This window comes from Legionella pneumophila subsp. pneumophila str. Philadelphia 1 (assembly GCF_000008485.1).
In the GTDB taxonomy this organism is placed as follows: Bacteria; Pseudomonadota; Gammaproteobacteria; order Legionellales; family Legionellaceae; genus Legionella; species Legionella pneumophila.
The window spans coordinates 2,560,842-2,580,687 of record NC_002942.5; the positions used below are offsets into that span (position 1 = coordinate 2,560,842).

Below are 19,846 nucleotides of genomic sequence, written 5' to 3' on the forward strand. Positions count from 1 at the left end.
AAAAGTGGATACTATTTAATTGTAGACGTTGAAACCCATGACCCACAATTTTGATTAGACAAACTGGTATATAATTATATTAGAGAGCTAATAAGGAGATTGCCATGAATGGTTGCAAAATCAGTCCTGTTGGACTGGGTCTTTCTTTAGGAATTCTATGGGGATTATCATTGTTAGTCATGGGATTAATCGCCTATTTTTATGCCTATGGCAGGCCCTTTGTTGAAGCAGTTGCCACCTTATACCTTGGCTACGAACCTTCTATCCTGGGAAGCTTCATTGGTGGCGTCATTGGCTTTATTGATGGGTTCGTCACGGGATTCCTTATCGCTTGGCTTTACAATTGTTTTAGTTGTTGTTCTTGCTGCCGAGGTAAAGAAAATAAAAAAGAATAAGCTTGCTAATAATGAGAAATCATGTGGTCAATGACGTTAAAACCAACGTCATTGACAAGAGAAATTAATTTATTCAAGAGTTAAAATAGTTTAGGGGCGAACAATAATACGGTTCTCCACTGACTGAACTCCCTGGACTTGTCTGGCAATTTGTTCTGCGATATCACTCTGGCGAATTTTTTTCACATAACCACTTAATATGACCACATTTTGATTGGATTCCACATGAATTTGATTGATCACAGGATCATTGCTTTCCATTAGCGAATCTTTTACCGACTGAGCCAAAGTCATGCCTGATGGATTAGACGGAATAAACATGTTACTCACAGTATTGGTTTGACAACCGGTTGTAAACAAAATCAAAAACACAATGATTACACTGGATAAACATTTTAGCATCACAATCTCCAAGATAGAGTGGATTTATCTACACTAAATTAAAAGAACCGAATAATAGCACAACTCCCCTTATTTCTATAGTCAAGCCACTGCCTATAAATCATCGTTTAGCAAGAGAAACTTAAGTCTTTTCAAACAATAACTCAGATTAAATTGTCATTTATGGAATGCTGCTATACTATTTTTTATAAATCAAACACCTACAGGATGCAAGGTATGAAAAAAACAAACGAGAAACCTATCAATAAAACAAATGAAATGCCTGCATCCTCAAAAAAAGAAATCGTAAGCCCACTAGAACAAACACCTGCTTCCGAACAATCTGACCCCATTTTCAGATTCATTGATAAGCTATATCAAGCTAACCTGGGAAAGTTAACTGCTGGTATAAGTCCTGCCGCATTAGGTACAGCCTATTACTCCTGGTTTGCTCAACTGCTGCAATCACCTGGTTCAATGTTACGACTGGCCTCTTATCCTCTGTTGCATGCTAACGATTATCTTTCCAACCTTTTCAAGTATGACAAGCCCAGAGATGGCAAAGATGTACGCTTTCATACAGATAACTGGAGTTACTATCCCTGGCGGCTTTGGGCTGAACAATTTCTCCAATTCGAAGATTGGTGTTTACAAGCCTCGAGCAAAGTTCCAGGGATACCACTTCATGTCAAAAGGACAGTAACCTTTTCCACCAGACAGATTCTTGATGCCTTGTCACCATCCAATTTTGTTTTGACCAATCCTGATTTGCTTCAGGAAACAATTCGCTCGAACGGACAAAATTTAATTCGTGGAACAGAACTTGCTTTTCAGGATTTTGTAGAAAAGATAACCGGTTCTCCTCCTGCGGGAGTCGAGAATTTTATCCCGGGGAAACAAGTCGCTATAACAAAGGGGAAAGTCGTTTATAGCAATCATTTAATTGAATTAATCCAGTACACACCCCAAACAGAAAAGGTATACAAAGAACCGATCTTGATTTTACCCGCCTGGATCATGAAATATTATATCCTGGATTTGCTGCCGGAAAACTCTTTAGTAAACTGGCTGGTTAGACAGGGACATACTGTATTTATTGTATCCTGGCGCAATCCAACGAAAGAAGATAGAAATCTTGGACTGGATGATTATTATAAGTTGGGCGCTATGGATGCCATAAATGCAGTGAGCAATGCCATTCCACATACCAAAATCCATTTAATGGGTTATTGTCTTGGGGGCACCCTGGCTCTGTTAACCGCAGCAGCGATGGCTCATGATCACGATAACCGTCTTAAAACATTATCCCTGCTCGCAGCTCAAGGCGATTTTATTGATGCCGGCGAATTACTGCTCTTTATAACCAAAAGTGAAGTATCCTTTTTAAAAAGTATGATGTGGGAGCAAGGGTATCTGGACACAAAACAAATGTCTGGAACTTTTCAAATGCTCCGTTCGTACGATTTGATTTGGTCTAAAATGGTTCAGGATTACATGCACGGGACTCAAAGAGGGATGATCCCTTTACTGGCATGGAACGCCGACGCAACTCGTATGCCATACAAAATGCATAGTGAATACCTGGAAAAACTGTTCCTTAATAATGATTTTGCCGAAGGCCGATTTATTCTGGACGGAAAGCCGGTCGTAGGTGAAAATATTCGTATACCTGCTTTTGTCGTAAGCACAGAAAAAGATCACGTAGCTCCGTGGAAATCCGTATACAAAACCCATTTGTTAATCAATTCCGATATTACTTTTGTCCTGACTAATGGAGGTCATAACGCTGGAATAGTCAGTGAACCCGGACATGAAGGACGTTATTACCGCATTCGGGAAAGAAAAATGGATTCAACCTATCTTGACCCAACTACCTGGGTAAAAAGGGCTGAATTAAGAGAGGGATCCTGGTGGATTGCCTGGCACGATTGGTTAGTTAATCACTCATCCCAAAAACAGGTGTCTGCACCCAAACTGGACAAAAAACTACCAAACGCTCCTGGGAAATATGTATTACAAAAATAAAGGAATTAGTAATGAATAATGAATTTCTTGAAAATGTCACCTATGAAGAGCTGACTTTAGGACGCAGAGCCAGCTTAAATCGTACATTAACTCAGGATGATATTAATTTATTTGCCGCTATGTCTGGAGACATAAATCCCTCTCATGTCGATCCTCAATTTGCTAAAAGCGATGTATTTCATGGCGTAGTCGGACATGGCATGTGGTCTGGAGCTTTAATTTCTACCCTGCTGGGCACTGTCCTTCCCGGGCCTGGAACTATCTATCTTGAACAAGACATTCAATTTATAACTCCCGTTCGCATTGGAGATAATCTGACAATTACCATCGTTGTTCGTGACAAACATCCTGGCAAATCGATTGTTCATTTCGACTGTATGGGGGTAAATCAAAAAGGAGAAACAGTAATTAAAGGCCTTGCCAAAGTCATTGCCCCGACTAAAAAAATGAAGGTACCCCGAACTGTTCTGCCTCTGGTGCAAATCCATCACAATGATCACTTTAATAAAATCATTGAAGCCTGCAGTAACTTGCCCTCAATCAAAACAGCAGTTGTTCATCCCGTCACTGCCAATGTCCTGGAAGCAGTTTATGACTCAGTCAAGGCCGGTTTAATTACTCCAGTATTAATAGGTCCTATGGCAAAAATCAAATGTGCTGCAAGTGAGGCTAAAATCGATTTATCCAATTGGGAAATGATTGATACAGAACACAGTGATGCTGCTGCTTTTAAAGCAGTTGAATTAGCGGCATCCGGGAAAGTCGATTCTATCATGAAAGGCGCCCTGCATACTGATGAGTTAATGTCTGCGGTGGTACCTGCCACTTCTGGACTAAGAACCAAATACCGCATCAGTCACGCCTATGTTATGGACGTTCCAACTTACCATAAACCTTTAATCATTACCGACGCAGCCATTAATATAGCCCCAAACGCAGCGGATAAGGCAGATATATGTCAAAATGCAATCAATCTCTGGCGTATTTTATATGGAGAAGAAATAAAACCCAAGGTCGCTATCCTTGCAGCTGTTGAGATAGTAAATCCCAAAATGCAGGCAACCGTTGATGCCGCTGTCCTGTGTAAAATGGCTGACCGAGGTCAGATAATTAATGGCATACTGGATGGCCCCCTCGCCTTTGATAATGCCATCAATAAGCAAGCCAGTAAGGAAAAAAACATTATCTCTCCTGTAGCTGGTGATGCCGACATTTTGCTGGTACCAGACATTGAATCGGGAAATATGCTAGCCAAACAACTCACCTTTCTCGGACATGCTGATGCAGCAGGAATAGTTCTCGGAGCAAGAGTCCCTATCATTCTAGCCAGCAGAGCTGATTCATTACGAACACGTTTATTGTCCTGTGCGGTAGCAACTAAGATAGCAGCGGCTCGTAAAGCAGGCAAAATAAAATGAGGCATTCTGCACTGTTAATCATCAATTCAGGTTCCTCCAGCGTTAAATTTCAAGTGTTCTCCAATACAGAGACACTTGATCTTCTCGCCAAAGGCAAGATTATTAATATTGGAGGAGAACCATCTTTTACCGCAGTTAACGAAACATTGGAGCACCAGAGAACTCTAATCACTTTGGAAAAGGACATGACGTATGAGCAAGCCATTCATCTTATACTGGACTGGATTAGCCAACAACAGCAAAGCTGGGAAATTCATGCTGTCGCCCATCGGGTCGTTCATGGCGGAGAATATTTCACTCAAAGTGTCCTGGTTACTCCGCAAATCATCAGCCAATTGGAAACACTGAATTCTCTCGCGCCCCTACACCAGCCTCATAATTTGGCTGCCATAAAAATCATTGGTCGGATTAAGCCAGAATTACCTCAGATTGCATGCTTTGATACCGCCTTTCATGCTCAACATACTCCATTATTTACTACTTGTGCTTTGCCCGAATATTTAAGACAACAAGGGATTAGGCGTTATGGATTTCATGGCCTTTCCTATGAATGGATTTCTCTCGTTCTCAAAAAAGACTACCCTGATTTGGCTAACAATCGAATTATTATTGCCCATTTAGGCAACGGCGCTAGCTTGTGCGCTATAAATAGGGGAATCAGTATAGACACCACCATGAGTTTGACAGCGCTGGATGGTTTACCAATGGGAACTCGTTGTGGCAGTTTGGATCCTGGGGCTGTTATTTACATGATGAGAGAATTGAATCTTCCACCAGATAAGGTAGAGGAAATACTTTATAACGAATCCGGCTTGCTTGGTTTATCAGGAAAAACCAATAATGTGCTGGAATTACAATCCAGCCCTGATAAAAACGCTCAATTTGCTTTGGAGTATTTTTGCCTGAAAACAGCTCAATTTATTGGAATGATGGCCATTTCACTAGGTGGAGTAGATGGTATTGTATTCACAGGAGGAATAGGGGAAAATTCAGAACCGATTAGAGCAAATATCCTTAAGAGGATAGAGTGCTTACACCCTTTTTCTGTTATCGTTATTCCTGCGAATGAAGAAAAAATGATGGCTATGCATACCTTGACAGCCCTCAGGACGTAAAGGCGTATTGTTTACTGGCATAGGTAATGAGTATAAAAAATGGATAAAGACTACTATAAAATCATGGGAGTCAGTCAGGATGCTTCTGAAAAAGACATCAAAATGGCTTACCGAAAATTAGCCCGCAAATATCACCCCGATATTAGTAAAGAACCAGATGCTGAAGAACGATTTAAAGAAATGGCAGAAGCCTATGAAGTACTGAAAGACCCTAAAAAAAGATCCGAATATGATCAATATCTGAAATACAAGGAATTCAATCCCCAAAGCGATGGATTTACCGGGCGAAGAACTCAAGAGCAACCCTTTCAGGAATTTCATTTTGACAGCGATTTTTTTGAAACCTTGTTTGGACATTCGCGCTATCAACAGCAACCGATGACTGGTCAAAACTATCATGGCAAAATCACTATCAGTCTGGAGGAAGCTTACCATGGAGCTGTTAAAAACTTACAAGTTCCTGTTGAACAAGGCACAGAGACTAAAATACAGACCCTGAAAGTTAAAATCCCTGCAGGGGTTAAATCAGGACAACAAATTCGCTTGGCAGGACAAGGAGGCAGTGGAAGTGGAGGGGGGGCTCGTGGCGACCTTTATCTAACAGTCGAAGTGATGAAACACCCCATATTTGATGTCATGGAGAATGATATTTATCTGACATTACCTGTCACACCGTGGGAAGCTGCTTTAGGAGCTACGGTTGTCATACCAACCCTGGCAGGAAAAATCGATTTAAAAATCCCTCCGGGCTCACAAGGCGGGCAAAAACTCAGAATTAAAAATCGCGGATTACCAGGTTCACCCCCTGGTAATCAATATGTTCTATTAAAAATTATTACCCCCCCTGCTCAAACTGAAGAAGCAAAAGCTTTATATAAAAAAATGGCGGAGGTAATGCCTTACAACCCTCGTAAGACTATGGGAGTATAAGCATGGGCAAAGACAATCTTTTAATAGGCATGCTTATCGAAGAAACCACAACGATTTCTTTTATTGAAGTATGCCAAAAGTATCATATTCCTGAAGAATTATTCATTGAAATGATCGAACAAGGTTTGTTTCCAGATCAACCATCTGATCCCGAAAAAATTGCATTAGGCCAAAAAGAATTGCGTCGCCTTGAATCCGCCTTTCGATTACATAGAGATTTAGGCATTAACCTGCCTGGAGTCGCTTTAGCTCTTGATTTACTGGAAAAAATTGATCAAATGCATCATGAGCTTGAAATTTTACGCAAGCATTTTTAGGCATCAGAATCTTTAGGATTATAATCAGGTATCTCTTTAGGGCGATAACCTTTAATCGTTCTAAAAAACTCGATAATGCACTGAAAATCCTTTTTAATATCTCCTGTGGTCCAAAAAGGTTCATGGATACGGATTTCTTTAGTAGAATAATCAGGCCCCACCATCACTATAGGAATACCTGCTTGCCGAGCAATATGATAAAACCCCTCTTTCCATCTGGTCACCGGACTTCGGGTACCTTCGGGAGCTAGGCCCAGCTTTAATTCATCGTGTTGGCGAAACAACTCTACAACTTTCTCAACCCTGTTCCCCTTTTTAGAACGATCAACCGGAGTACCTCCAACTGCACGCAAAAAATAGCTCAAAGGGAAAAAAAATAACTGATGTTTCGCTAAAAAATTGATTTTAACCCCGACAACAAAACGTGCACACAGGCAAATGACAAAGTCCCAATTGCTGGTATGCGGAGCAACAATCACAATATATTTTTTTTCATTCGGTAATTCACCAACTATCTTCCAACCGATTAATTTAAAAATAAAACGACATATTTTTTGCATGACAAAAATCCATTTTTGTTTTAACCAAAGTATACTTGATTTTGATATCTATTTAGAAGAAATTGTTATTTCACATGATCAAGGTACAATATCCCTTTTTTCGAAACCACTTACCCTATGCTCTATCATGATCCATTGATTTCAGAACACACCATGAAATGGGTGCGGACATTCATTATCAATTACACGATTTGCCCTTTTGCAAAAGGCCCCGTAAACAAAGGCACTTTAAGAATAATTACTTCAGATACCCCCAAAAAACACCAGGCACTTAAAGATTTAATCACTGAAATTCAATTTCTGGAAGCAAACCCTGCTGTTGAAACGACTCTGCTTATTTTTGCTCGAGCATTTAAAGACTTTTTTTCTTATCTGGATTTCATAAGCCTTGCTGAACAATTAATTCAAAACTTAAATTATGAAGGGATATACCAACTCGCTACTTTCCACCCGGATTATTATTTTGCTGATACTTCTCCAGATGATGTTGCCAACTACACTAATCGTTCCCCTTATCCCATGATCCATTTATTAAGGGAAGACAGCCTAGACAAAGCAATCGCTGCCTATGGTGATACCCACACTATACCAGAAAAAAATATAGCAACTATGAATGAGCTTGGTTTAGAAAAAATGAAACAGTTATTGGCTTCCATTTCTATACCCTAGTATTCAACAGGACTTCTGAAAAAGACCTTGCTTTATAATTCATTCTTATAAATGACCCCATCTTTCATAATCAATTTAAGGTTTTCATCCGGGCGGAGCAGAACATTTAAATTGACTAAAGGATTACCATCTACTACTAACAGATCAGCATAAGCTCCTTCGCTTATGACGCCAAGTTTTCCCTTTTGCATTAATAATTCCGCATTGACTACGGTAGCTGAACGAATAATATTGGCTGCTGAATCAAGCTCCTTGAGCATTTCAAATTCTCTTAACTGATCTCTCTGTGCCTCAGGACCCCACAAATCTGTACCAAAAGCAATAGGAATCTTATATTTTAAAGCATATTCATAAACCTTTTTGCCTTTTTCAATAGTATTTTTCAAATTGGCTACAATAGCTTCAGACAACCGGTTTTGTTCAGCACTTTCAATTCTTTGCACCAATGAAATAAATGTCGGATCGTAAAACACACCACTTTCCGACATTAATTCTACAGTTGGTTCGCTTACAAAATTAGCGTGTTCAATGGAACGCACACCCGATTTAATGCACTTTCTTACTGATTCATCGCTATAAGCATGGGCCATAACATAAGTATTTCTTGCTCGTGCCTCTTCAACAATAGTCGATAACTCCTCCTCGGAATATTCATACAGTGTTGGATTGCTAAGGGAAGGGAAAACAACCCCGCCTGAAGCAAATACTTTTAATTGTGTTGCTCCTTTCCTTAACTCTTCTCGAGCAGCCTTTCTCACTTCATCAATCCCATCTGCAATAACCGACATCGTCGAGAAAGAGCCAACATGCCCACAAGGATCAATCTGTTCATTCGGTTTTCTAAAGTCAGCTCCTCCACCCGTTTGAGTTAATGCCCTCCCAGAATAAAATAATCGAGGCCCTGGAATACTCTTATTATCTAGTAATTGTGCTATTCTAAAATCAGCGCCTCCAGCTTCTCGTAAAGTCGTAAAACCATAAAACAAGCTGTTTTTAAGATAAGTAGCAGCAGCCAAAAATATCTCTGCTTCAGAGTAGAAGATATTTTTTGGGCTTAGGGTCAATCCGGTAATATGAGCATGGGCATCGATTAAACCAGGCATTAATGTTTTCCCTTTGACATCGATAATGCGCATTCCTTCGAAAGGTTGAAGCGGTGTTTGCGACACCTGGGAGATCAAATTATTTTGCACCAGAACATCAAATTTTTTTTTAAGCTCTGTAGACTCTCCCAAAATAACGTTGGCATTTTTAAAAAGAATTGAGTTCATTTTAATCTCGAAGTCATTAATCTAACTTACTCTATTTATAGTCTATTTTGGCAACTCCGACTCGCTCTCATTTTCCTTTACCCTGCTTTTTCAAAAGTATTTAATTTAACGTGAGTTACTGATAAGGATGATATAAATCCAATTGATATCCAGGATTCGTTTGGGCTGAGGAGATGCATAAGCATCGTCTCGAAGCCTTAGCACGAAACATTAAATTCCATACAAGTCTTCTAGATCTAGATAACGACCACTCTTGCCCATAACTATAGAAAATTAATCAAACCCAAGTCCACATTATTGAAATTATGTACTAAAATTTATCATATAGAACTCATTATCAGGTGCATCATGAACACACCAGATCCAGCACTTTCGATCTCAAATCCACGGTTATTATCAGCAATCTATTTTGGCTTGTTATCGGTCGTTGGCACGATACTGATCAACGCCTTTCTCACTTCGATTGGAATTGAAGAAATTATCCCGGTCTATCAATCGGTCATTCTTGGCATGGTTGTAGCGTCCTGCACCGGGGCCATTTTTGGGGAAGCCATCGTTCGCTGTAAAAAACCATATAAAAGAAAAACCTTTTGGTTAGGATTCAGTATGGTCATAGCCTCACTGCCTGTCTTTGATCTCGGTCTTGTCTTCTTGATGTCAGAAGATCATGCCAAGCTTTTTGAGGTAACCACTCTAACCAGCATGGTTTTGTTCTACCTAATTGTTCTGGCCTATAGTTATGTGCTTTTTGGTATTTTGCTGGCTATTGCATCCGGGCTTGCCGCTATGTATTTAAGAGGACAATTAGTATACGATATCCTGCATACCCAAACTCGACGTCAACAAAAACATAAGCATGCATTGGCAAAAAGTAAATCAGAAGGACATGCCCATAAAGTTCACCGATGAACTTAAGTCAGATGAGCTTTATAATCTATTGTCTCAAGGAGCAGTCGTTATTACTCCTAACAATAGATTAAGCGGAACCATCCTTCAGAATTACTTCACTTATTGGTCCAGAAAAACAATTACCAAGCCAATATGCTTGCCTTTTAATACATTTCTGGTTAACTCTTTTGAACAACTCAAATTCCAAAAACCAGACCTGGAACATCCCATACTTTTAAATTCGGCACAATGCCAACATTTATGGCGAAAACTAATTGAATCTCATCCTTCTATCATTTACACGGAAGGCTTGCTTAAAACAATAATGCAAGCATGGGAATACTGTGAGCAATGGCAACTTACACCTGAAGCGCCTGCTTTTCACTACACGCCGCAAACACAACAATTTCAACAATGGTGGCAATCTTTTAATAAAATACTTAAAGAAATTTCTGCCATCCATCAGCATCAATTAATTCCCTACTTGCTTGATTCCAATTATCAAGGGCTCTTAAAAACCGTTGTCTGGATGTGCTTTGATGACTTTAATCCACAACAATTATCCCTGCAAAATTATTTGAACGCGCAGGGGGTAATTCAATATGGTTATGATTTAAAAGAAAACCAGGAGACTCCGGAGGTTTTCTCAGCTAAAGACAAAAAAACAGAATACCAGGAATTGATGACCTGGTTGGAGAAGAAAATTCAACAAGGAAAAAAGCAAATCGGGGTTGTTGTGCCTAATCTTGAACAAGAATCATCGGTTTTGCAACGAATTTTACGCGACTGCTTTGAACCCAATTTATTTAATATTTCTTTAGGCAAACCATTAAGCGCATTTCACTTGATCTCTCATGCCCTCATTTGGCTGAGTCTTGATCACAATCTCTTAAATAATCATCAAGCAGCTTTGCTGCTCCAATCACCCTACCTTGGCAAGGCAAAAGATGAGTTTCTTCAAAGATCAGATTACTTACAGGAAAGCAAGTTGTTGCAAGACCAATCTTTCCCCACAAAATTATTTATTGAGGACATTGCCCACCACACGCCTAAACTGGCTGAATTGTTAAAAAACATGAATTTTTATCCGGAAAAAACTACCCTGGATGAGTGGATTGAGTTATTTCAGGAGAGGTTAAATGGCATTGGTTTTCCTGGAGATTATGTTTTGAACTCAGAGGATTATCAATGCTTTAATCGCTTTACAATGATTTTTGACGAATTCAGACAATTAAGTCTGATAAGCAGCCATTTGACTAAAAAAGAGGCATTTGAAGCGTTAAAACAACTCATAGACAACACTATTTTTCAACCACAAAAAAGCAATTCACCAATTCAAATTTTGGGATTGTTAGAAGCATCAGGTTGCGAGTTTGACAGCCTTTGGGTAATGGGATTGACTGATCGATGTTTACCTCAACAAACACGTTTATCGCCCTTTATCCCATTTGAATTACAGCGTGAACTGGGTATGCCTCACAGTATCCCGGCAAGAGAGCTCCAATATGCCAAGCAAATTTTGCAAAGACTGCAACGAGGTAGCGTGGAAACCGTTTTTAGTTATCCACAATTTGACGATGACACGCCTAATTTACCCTGCTCATTGATTACTCATTATCCTGCCTACCTCAGCCGGCCTGCTGACAATAAAACAAATGTTCAAAGTTGTTTGGTTCCTCTTGAAGAAAACTATGAAGTGCCTGTAAAACCTGATGAATCCATTTCTGGCGGAACCAGCTTACTAAGCAATCAGGCCAAATGCCCTTTTAAAGCATTAGCACAACACCGACTTAAGGCAAACCCTGTTCTAAAAACTACAGATGGAATGGATGACAAGGAAAAAGGTCAATTAATCCATAAAATCCTGGAGTTGCTCTGGCAAAGATTGGAAAATCAGGAACACTTAATTAAATTAAAACCCGCTGAACTTGAACGATTCATTGATCAAGCAATTCAAGGCGCTTTAAATCCGATTAGGCAACAACACTCCCAGACTTTTCCTGACTTGGTTGCCAATGTTGAATACATGAGATTAAAACGAATTATCTTGTCTTATCTGGAATGGGAAAAGCAACGCCCTCCTTTTAAAATCACAGGCCTGGAAGAAAATCATTCGATCAATTTGGCTGGGCTCGATTTTAAAGTAAGAGTGGACAGACTGGATGAAGTAGGTAACAAGCAATGGGTCATTGATTACAAAAGCACTCTCCCTGGCGGCAAACCATGGAATGAAGAAAGACCAATGGAGCCTCAATTGCTACTTTATGCGTTGCTTAACGAACAAATCAATACTTTGTTATTGATTCAATTAAAAACCGGAAAAATCAAGCTCAGCGGTTTTAGCGAAGAAAAATGGGAAACCAAAGAGATTAATACTTTGAAAGAGGATGAAAATTGGGAAGACTATCGACAACGCTGGCTAGAACAATTAACTCATTTAGCTGAAGAAATTAAGTCTGGCTATTGTCCACCACGCCCTCAAAATCTGACCATTTGCCAACGCTGTGATTTTCAGAACTTATGCCGCTTCCAGGCTAAACAATAAACCAGTTTTAATTTATCGGGACTACTTATGCATCATTTAATTCTTGGTTATGGCTATTGCGGTTATTACCTGGCCCAAGAGCTTCTTGGGCATCATCAACAGGTAACCGTAGTATCACGACAATTAAAAAAGGAATTGGAACTTTCAAAACTACAGCATATAAGCCATGATCTCGAATACCCATTTCATTGGAGCGAGCCCGACTCCATTATCTACTATCTAATTCCCCCACCTTCTCAAGGTACCTGCGATACTTTCTTACAACAGTTTTTAAATCAAAGTTCATTAAATGCAAAGAAAATTATTTACTTTGGTTCAAGTGGAGTCTATGGAAACCATCAAGGAGCCTGGGTTGACGAATTATCAGCTTGTATTATTGACTCCCCACGTCAACAAAGACGATTGGATGCAGAACAACAATGGCTGGCCTATTGTCAGCAACACAATAAAGAGCTTTCCTTATTGCGTATTGCAGGCATATACGGACCGAACAGAATCCCAGCCGATGCAGCCAAATCGAAAATTCCAATAATAAAACCGACTGAAGCCCCTTTTACCAATCATATTTTTGTCAAGGATTTGGCTTTAATAGCTTATTTGCTTGGCCAAAAGCAAACAACATCGGCTGTCTATAATGTTGCCGATGGCAACCCAACCCATATGGGCGAACTACAACAAACGGTAGCAAACGCATTAGGAATTGAATCAGCATCCTATGAGTCCTTTGAGCAAGCTTGGGAAAAAGCAAGCCCTATGAAAAGAGAGTTCATGCGAGCGTCCAAACGATTGAAGATTGATCTGTTAAAAACTGCATTGGGTGAAGATATTCAATTTACTAGTTTGTATGATGCAGTAAAACAGAGCTTATGATTTTCTGTTTTTGTAAAAAACTATTCTTGATAAGTTAAACTTTAATTTTCTTTAAAATATGGTATTATGCTGCCACATTGGTTATATATAATCCAATAATTCGTTATAAATCAATAGGATTTTAAATTTATAATTACAATCGAGGTAAACTATGCCTTCTTACAACAATGCCCGGCTCTTGGAAAAACGTTTGCAAAACTGTGATACACAATTAAATCAATTTTTTAATGGCCAGGAATTATCAATAAAGTTTCTCCAACAATTAAATCAAATCAAGTATTTTTATAATTCAGCTTTCAACAAAACCGAAAATGAAGACGATGGCCTCGAAGTCGTTGAGGAGTACGAAAATTTCATTTCGTTGGTCTCACAGGTAAAATCTGGGCAAATTAATGCTGACAAAGCGTTTGAAACAATAAAAGATACGACAGAATCCAGGCAAGCAGACGTTATTATTGCTAATTTCTTTAAAGTTTGTGAACTCATGTTCTGGGCTACTGCAGCATTTTTTAGTTATGTAGCCTGTGTATCAGTAGGTATCCCCTTAACTTTTTGTGATCCTCTCTTGGGTATCGCAGTCTCCTTATCTACCTTTTTGATGGCAATTAGCACAGCAAGCAAATTTTTAGACTGTTTCGATGAGTTCCAATCATTAGATAAGATTAACGAGCATGATCAAAATCAAAAGGATACCGTACGGTTTTTCAGTAAAACGTCAAACTCCACTTCATCAGTACGTAATAAAGAAGCTGAAGTAGAAGAAAGCTCTCAGAGATTATATCCGAATTTACAAACCGTCTAAATTAATAAACAATGACACATCAGACCAAAGATTATTTTGGTCTGATGTTTTGGTTTGCTTTAAAGAGCATAATCAAAATTAAGGCAATACATAAGTCACCTCATGTTTAAATACTTTCTAAACAGCCGCTCCGATAGGAGGCTACTCTGTTACAAATTAATCTCTGGAATTTCTCTATTCATCCTTAATCACCAAATAAATCATAACGGCTAAAATAGTAATGAAGATATGAAAAGCTGTGGTAAGGGCTGAGTTGAGCGTGGGAGACATCCACATACCAAACCACTCTCCTCCTATGGACATAAAAATCACTTGCCAGGTTACAAAACCCAACGTAAGACCTCCAATAGCCCAGTTCTTGGAATGATTAAAAACAGAAGCACTTTCATTTCTTGCCTTAAACAATTTCCACGCACCAATTCCACAAAATATGGCGGTTAATAATTCCAGGATAACAATGATAATAAATGCAACATAATGCAGAACTGGACTAGTAATTGCTCGATAGGTGATGGTGGAATCAGGAAATATATCGCTCATGGTTAATACTTTTACCACAGCAGGAAAATTGGCGGAATAATCAGTGATGTTTCCAAATGCAGTAAGTAAGCAAAAAAAGGAAACAGCAACAACAAGCAACACTTTTGAGAATCTGATAATCATCATTTCATCCTTTGAAACAAGTTAAAAAATATGTATCACCTAATTGATAAGAACGTTCGTGGAGAGGATGCTTATGCTCGTTTCTCACCAAGCCAGGTTCGCTTTCTTCAAGCTTCGCTAACCAAACCGATGAATCAAAAAATCTTAGCCCAAACCCTTGCCCACTTTATCATCAACTACCCTTTCTCTTTGAGTATTTCTGGCAAAACGTAACAATAAATGATTCGCTCTGATCGTCGCCTCGTTCAGAGCTTCCTCCGGACTCATCAAATCTGCAAACATTGCCTCTAAAACCTCATCATTAATTCCACGAATTTGATTTTGCGGGCCCATGTGTTTATAAGGTTTCTCAGGTAAATTGTCCTCGAGATCTGTTCTGGCTAATAATAAAGCGGGATGTTGACTTGATTGCACAATGCTAGCGTAAATTCCTTTTAACCCCAACGGCAAATAACCCGTATGCTCATGCCAGCGCTTTTGCACTTCAGGTTTTGCAATAAATGCAAAAAATCTGGCAATTCCTCGATATTGCTCTTCTGTTTGTCCTCCTACAGCCCATAGAGCAGCACCCCCTGCCACATTCGCATGTCTTATCGGACTGGCCCCCGTATCCAAAGGCATTGTTGCAACACCCAAATGAAAAGGAACAAGGGCAGACAAACTATTATAAGCCCCCGATGATTGACTAAATAAAGGACAAACACTACTGGTAAATAAAATGGTAGCATCATCAACACGACCACCATAACGAAAATAATGCAAATCATGCCAGCGCTTTAGACGTTGAAAATGAGCCATTAATTGGGGAGTATGGAAAACAGCACGAGCAGGATTACCTTGAGTTATGGGCAACCCATGGATAGCAAGAAAAGATTCAAATAACACCCATCCAGGATAAGCCGTAGTATAAGTACAGTCATAACCGGCTTTTTTAATTTTTTCTGCCATTATTTCCATTGCTGACCAGGTTTGAGGGAAGTTATGCTTGCCATATCCCACCTTGGCTAAAATGTCAGCATTATAGTACAGAACTGGTGCCGAGAGATTGAAAGGCATCGCCATTAATTGCCCATCCCTGCTATAAAACTCACGCACTGATTGAATAAAATCATCTTTAGGCAAACTGATCCCCTGCTCACTCATCAACAAATCAACGGGTTTGATCACACCAGGGGGAGCTAACATAATTGAAGTGCCTACTTCAAAAATTTGAACTATTGATGGTGCTTGACGAGCTCTGAATGCAGCAGCAAAATTGGTAAGAGTTTCCGTATAATTTCCTTTGTAAATCGGTTTGACTCGATATTGATTCTGACTTTTATTAAAATCATCAGCAAGCAAACGGACTTCATCACCCAAATGCCCTGCCATCGCATGCCAAAAAACCAGCTCAACTGGTTTGGCCTGAGCAGGAATGACACTCAGAAAAATTAACAAAAGCAAAAAGAGTATTTTCATTTTAACAAGTCTGGATAATCACTAAAGAGAGCATCAACACCCCAATCAAATAACTTTTTGGCCAAACGTTTACGGTTTACAGTATAGGCGCATACTACATAGCCTTGATCCTTAACTGCCTTCACTCGATCAGCGGTTAATATCTTTCTATTGAAATGTATTGAATAACATTCCAATTGCTTCGCCTTCTGTAACCAATCTTTATCCCACTCATGCAGCAAGAGCCCTAAAGGCATTTCTGGAGCAATACTGCGGCATAATACCAAAGCATCCCATTCAAAACAGGAAACGAGAGGTAATTCTTTATTTTGGGGCCAATGCCGATGGATATGACTTAGCACTGATACAGTAGTTTGCTCAACCGTTCCAGGATAAGGTTTTATTTCTATGTTCGCCTGAACATCGGAAAAAGACAACCACTTTAATACGTCAGTAAAGTGTGGAATTTTTTCTCCCTTATACTGCTTCGAATACCAAGAGCCAGCATCAAGACCACGGAGATAATCTGCCTCCATCAGTCCCACCTCTCCTTTTCCATTCGTGGTTCGTTTCAAATTGTCATCGTGAATGATAAAAGGTTCACCATCAAGACTGCACATCACATCAAACTCAATGAAACGACAACCTAAAGACAATGCTTTATTAAAAGACGCCATCGTATTTTCTGGAGCATAACCCGATGCTCCCCGGTGACCGATAATTTTTTCAAGGATCAACTAATTAATCTCCCTGTTTGCGATTGGATGCTGCTTCTACCATAGCGGTCAATATTAATTCATTACTCACTGTCAATGGTGCCGGAGCAGCAGCCATCGCTAAAGCATTCATTTCTTTCGCTTGATAGGCTCTTGGTTGCTGGGGAATGTTGTCACCCTCGAAAAAAACCAGGTTACTTACAGAGTAATTTTGCTTGGGATAGGCTTTATTCATACGATCAATTTCATCATTCACTTGCTGATAAAGCTGTTCACGAATCTTGGCACGTACGACTTGAGTCTCTTCCAAACTGGGTTTGAACTCCACACCACTGATCTCGTACTTGGCTCCAGGCTTACTGACCGATTTGGCATTCTGATAAATATTAGTCAGAGCAGATTGATCGACTCTTGCCTGAGCTTGTACATAAAGTTTCTCAAGGCCAGAACTATCCTGAGAACGGTCAAACTGCACCAAATGCCACTCCCCTTTAGCAATTTTGTTTAAGCTATCCATTATGTCAGCACGTGCTTTCACCAAATCAGCATTACTTAGAGTGGCATTGATACTGACATTGAGTAACGCTGTTTGGGTAGTAACCCATTTTTTAGCAGAAACTTGAAAAAAAATCTTATCAAGCACCAAATCTGGTGTCTCATTATCAGCCCAAACAAAAGGAGTTAAGACCATTAAACCCAGTATCCAGGCAATTTTTCTCATAATATGCTCCATTCATAATGTTTCTATTGGAATTAGTGTATACCAGCAAGCTAGAAGACACCACAGCAGTTTGAACATAATCACTCTAAAACAAATCCTATACGGCATTGCCTGCAAACAGTCGGATTTGAGTACAGGTTGAGAAAATAAACAGAGTAAAAAAGCGGCGTGTACATTAAAGTACATGAGCATTTTTTAGAATGTTTTTTTCTCAAGATGCGCCAAATACGGCCGTTTGCTAAGAATTACATTGATTTAATTGACGAATAGATCTATAACTTCTTCCAAAATTATTGCAAGAGGAGCTTAAAAATGATGTCTGTTGACAATATTAAAAATGATAACCAGGTTTTGGCTGAAGAAGATTTCCTCGAATACGCATTGTCTCATGGATTTGGTGATTTACATTTTAAGGTGGATCCGCAAACGGGGATGAAGGCTATGATTGCAATTCATAGCACCAAGTTGGGACCTGCTTTGGGTGGTTGTCGATTTATTGAATATCCTAATACTGCTGCTGCTTTGAAGGATGCTATGCGCCTTGCCAGAGGCATGAGCTTTAAGGCTGCTTCAGTCAATTTACCTTTGGGCGGTGGAAAATCAGTTATTATTAAGCCTAAGGGGTTTTTTAATCGAGCAGAATACATGCATCGGTTTGGTGAATTCGTTAATGAATTGAATGGCAGGTACATCACTGCTTTGGATAGCGGTACTGAATTAAGTGACATGGATATTATTGCTGAGCATACTGACTATGTTGCCAGTTTATCCAGATACAATGGAGATCCTTCACCTTCTACTTCCAAGGGTGTGTTAAGAGGGATTCAGGCTGCTGTTGCCTTTAAATTAGGTAAAGACTCTCTCAAAGGTTTGCATATTGCTATTCAGGGTCTTGGCCACGTCGGTTATGCTCTGGCAAAACAATTACACGAATTGGGCGCGACATTAACTGTTGCTGATATTTCACCTGCTGCTGTGAACATGGCGGTTCAAGAGTTGGGAGCTAAAGCGGTCGGCACTGACATTATCCATAAAGTACCGTGTGATGTATTTGCTCCTTGTGCTTTAGGTGCGATTATCAATGATCTTACTATTCCCCAGTTACAAACCAGTATTATTGCTGGCGCTGCCAATAATCAGCTCGCACACACATACCATGGCAAGATTTTACACGAAAAAGGCATTCTGTTTGCTGTGGATTATGTGATTAATGCAGGTGGTTTGATATTTGCTGCCTCTAAATACTTACAAACGCCTGAAGACAAGGTAAGTGAGCAAATTGATAGTATCTATACCTCTCTGACTGAAATTTTTACTCGCTCTGCTAAAGATAATTTACCTACTAGCGAGATTGCTGATACTTTGGCTAAGGAAAAATTGGCTTAATTTGGATACCGTTTATGAAACATTTATCCCTTACTCCTGAGTTGTACAAATACCTGCTTGATATTTCCTTGCGTGAACATCCTGCTCTTGCGGCATTACGCAAAGAAACATCCACTATGGAACTCGCCAATATGCAGGTAGCTCCAGAGCAAGCCCAATTTATGCAGATGCTGATACGTTTGACTCGTGCAAAGAAGGTATTGGAACTTGGGACATTCACAGGTTATAGTGCCTTGGCCATGTCCCTTGCTTTGCCTGATGATGGGCAAGTTATCACCTGTGATATTAATGAGGGATGGACAAAACATGCTCATCCTTATTGGCGTGAAGCCAAACAGGAACATAAAATTAAATTACGCCTTGGACCTGCTCTTGACACTTTACACTCATTACTTAATGAAGGTGGAGAGCATCAATTTGATTTCATTTTTATTGATGCTGACAAAACTAATTATCTGAATTACTATGAACTGGCTTTAAAATTAGTTACACCTAAAGGATTAATTGCCATAGATAATATTTTTTGGGATGGAAAAGTAATTGATCCGAATGATACGAGTGGACAAACCAGAGAAATTAAAAAATTAAATCAAGTGATTAAAAACGATTCAAGGGTCTTTGTCAGTTTGTTAGCTATAGCTGATGGGATGTTTCTGGTGCAACCCATTTAATCTTTAAAATCCCCGGCAAGCAATACACTGCATTGCTATGTAAATAAGTACAAGGAGAATCTGATA

Annotated in this window: 20 protein-coding genes; 13 read left to right on the forward strand and 7 right to left on the reverse strand. The window is 39.5% G+C overall.

The window, feature by feature from the left end:
- Positions 1 to 104 precede the first annotated feature (104 nt).
- On the forward strand, positions 105 to 395 hold the full coding sequence (locus tag LPG_RS11350) for a bacteriophage holin (RefSeq protein WP_010947967.1): 291 nt from the start codon (positions 105 to 107) through the stop codon (positions 393 to 395).
- Positions 396 to 485: 90 nt separating this feature from the next.
- Here the strand turns inward: LPG_RS11350 and LPG_RS11355 are convergent, their stop codons facing one another.
- Entirely contained in the window at positions 486 to 797 is a 312-nt protein-coding gene (locus tag LPG_RS11355) for a BON domain-containing protein (protein ID WP_010947968.1), read from the reverse strand.
- A 216-nt stretch (positions 798 to 1,013) separates the two neighbouring features.
- Here LPG_RS11355 and LPG_RS11360 point away from each other — a divergent pair, with 216 nt between their 5' ends.
- From LPG_RS11360 to LPG_RS11380, 5 genes are read left to right on the forward strand one after another with little or no spacing between them, the layout of a single operon-like run.
- Positions 1,014 to 2,801, forward strand: a complete 1,788-nt coding sequence (locus tag LPG_RS11360) for a PHA/PHB synthase family protein (RefSeq protein ID WP_015444158.1) — start codon at positions 1,014 to 1,016, stop codon at positions 2,799 to 2,801.
- 11 nt (positions 2,802 to 2,812) lie between these two features.
- On the forward strand, positions 2,813 to 4,219 hold the full coding sequence (locus LPG_RS11365) for a bifunctional enoyl-CoA hydratase/phosphate acetyltransferase (protein ID WP_010947970.1): 1,407 nt from the start codon (positions 2,813 to 2,815) through the stop codon (positions 4,217 to 4,219).
- Positions 4,216 to 5,334: an acetate/propionate family kinase gene (locus LPG_RS11370; RefSeq protein ID WP_010947971.1), complete on the forward strand. Its 1,119-nt coding sequence runs from the start codon at positions 4,216 to 4,218 to the stop codon at positions 5,332 to 5,334. Before LPG_RS11365 ends, LPG_RS11370 begins: the two co-directional genes overlap by 4 nt.
- Before the next feature lie 39 nt (positions 5,335 to 5,373).
- Positions 5,374 to 6,264, forward strand: a complete 891-nt coding sequence (locus tag LPG_RS11375; RefSeq protein WP_010947972.1) for a DnaJ C-terminal domain-containing protein — start codon at positions 5,374 to 5,376, stop codon at positions 6,262 to 6,264.
- Positions 6,265 to 6,266: 2 nt separating this feature from the next.
- A complete protein-coding gene (locus tag LPG_RS11380; protein ID WP_010947973.1) occupies positions 6,267 to 6,581 on the forward strand; it encodes a chaperone modulator CbpM in 315 nt (104 codons plus the stop codon).
- Here LPG_RS11380 and LPG_RS11385 read toward each other — a convergent pair.
- Positions 6,578 to 7,141 (reverse strand): lysophospholipid acyltransferase family protein, encoded by a 564-nt coding sequence (locus LPG_RS11385; RefSeq protein WP_010947974.1) that lies wholly within the window; start codon positions 7,139 to 7,141, stop codon positions 6,578 to 6,580. The genes LPG_RS11380 and LPG_RS11385 overlap by 4 nt on opposite strands.
- Positions 7,142 to 7,258: 117 nt before the next feature.
- Here LPG_RS11385 and LPG_RS11390 point away from each other — a divergent pair, with 117 nt between their 5' ends.
- Complete coding sequence (locus tag LPG_RS11390; RefSeq protein WP_010947975.1) at positions 7,259 to 7,810, forward strand: DUF1415 domain-containing protein; 552 nt, start codon at positions 7,259 to 7,261, stop codon at positions 7,808 to 7,810.
- A 32-nt stretch (positions 7,811 to 7,842) separates the two neighbouring features.
- Here the strand turns inward: LPG_RS11390 and LPG_RS11395 are convergent, their stop codons facing one another.
- Positions 7,843 to 9,081 carry a metal-dependent hydrolase family protein gene (locus LPG_RS11395; protein ID WP_010947976.1) on the reverse strand — a complete coding sequence of 413 codons (1,239 nt, stop codon included), beginning with the start codon at positions 9,079 to 9,081 and terminating at the stop codon, positions 7,843 to 7,845.
- Between the two features lie 348 nt (positions 9,082 to 9,429).
- On the opposite strand from LPG_RS11395, the gene LPG_RS11400 reads away from it, so the two are divergent.
- From LPG_RS11400 to LPG_RS11415, 4 genes are all read left to right on the forward strand, one after another.
- Entirely contained in the window at positions 9,430 to 9,990 is a 561-nt protein-coding gene (locus tag LPG_RS11400) for a hypothetical protein (RefSeq protein WP_015444157.1), read from the forward strand.
- Positions 9,938 to 12,514 carry a PD-(D/E)XK nuclease family protein gene (locus tag LPG_RS11405; RefSeq protein ID WP_010947978.1) on the forward strand — a complete coding sequence of 859 codons (2,577 nt, stop codon included), beginning with the start codon at positions 9,938 to 9,940 and terminating at the stop codon, positions 12,512 to 12,514. The genes LPG_RS11400 and LPG_RS11405 overlap by 53 nt, the downstream gene beginning before the upstream one ends.
- 27 nt (positions 12,515 to 12,541) lie before the next feature.
- Positions 12,542 to 13,384 carry an SDR family oxidoreductase gene (locus LPG_RS11410; RefSeq protein WP_010947979.1) on the forward strand — a complete coding sequence of 281 codons (843 nt, stop codon included), beginning with the start codon at positions 12,542 to 12,544 and terminating at the stop codon, positions 13,382 to 13,384.
- Positions 13,385 to 13,535: 151 nt separating this feature from the next.
- Positions 13,536 to 14,186, forward strand: coding sequence for a lpg2271 family Dot/Icm T4SS effector (locus tag LPG_RS11415; protein WP_010947980.1), 651 nt, complete (start codon positions 13,536 to 13,538; stop codon positions 14,184 to 14,186).
- A 174-nt stretch (positions 14,187 to 14,360) separates the two neighbouring features.
- Here LPG_RS11415 and LPG_RS11420 read toward each other — a convergent pair whose 3' ends face one another.
- The 4 genes from LPG_RS11420 to LPG_RS11435 all read right to left on the reverse strand — a co-directional run bounded on the left by LPG_RS11420 (position 14,361) and on the right by LPG_RS11435 (position 17,723).
- Positions 14,361 to 14,849 (reverse strand): DUF2165 family protein, encoded by a 489-nt coding sequence (locus tag LPG_RS11420; protein ID WP_015444155.1) that lies wholly within the window; start codon positions 14,847 to 14,849, stop codon positions 14,361 to 14,363.
- 144 nt (positions 14,850 to 14,993) lie between these two features.
- Positions 14,994 to 16,307 carry an extracellular solute-binding protein gene (locus LPG_RS11425; RefSeq protein WP_010947982.1) on the reverse strand — a complete coding sequence of 438 codons (1,314 nt, stop codon included), beginning with the start codon at positions 16,305 to 16,307 and terminating at the stop codon, positions 14,994 to 14,996.
- Entirely contained in the window at positions 16,304 to 17,023 is a 720-nt protein-coding gene (gene ugpQ, locus LPG_RS11430; protein ID WP_010947983.1) for a glycerophosphodiester phosphodiesterase, read from the reverse strand. Before ugpQ ends, LPG_RS11425 begins: the two co-directional genes overlap by 4 nt.
- Before the next feature lie 4 nt (positions 17,024 to 17,027).
- Positions 17,028 to 17,723, reverse strand: coding sequence for a hypothetical protein (locus LPG_RS11435; protein ID WP_014844450.1), 696 nt, complete (start codon positions 17,721 to 17,723; stop codon positions 17,028 to 17,030).
- Positions 17,724 to 18,035: 312 nt separating this feature from the next.
- On the opposite strand from LPG_RS11435, the gene LPG_RS11440 reads away from it, so the two are divergent.
- Both LPG_RS11440 and LPG_RS11445 read left to right on the forward strand, forming a co-directional pair.
- Positions 18,036 to 19,109, forward strand: a complete 1,074-nt coding sequence (locus LPG_RS11440; RefSeq protein ID WP_010947985.1) for a Leu/Phe/Val dehydrogenase — start codon at positions 18,036 to 18,038, stop codon at positions 19,107 to 19,109.
- A 14-nt stretch (positions 19,110 to 19,123) separates the two neighbouring features.
- Complete coding sequence (locus LPG_RS11445; protein WP_010947986.1) at positions 19,124 to 19,780, forward strand: class I SAM-dependent methyltransferase; 657 nt, start codon at positions 19,124 to 19,126, stop codon at positions 19,778 to 19,780.
- Positions 19,781 to 19,846 lie beyond the last annotated feature (66 nt).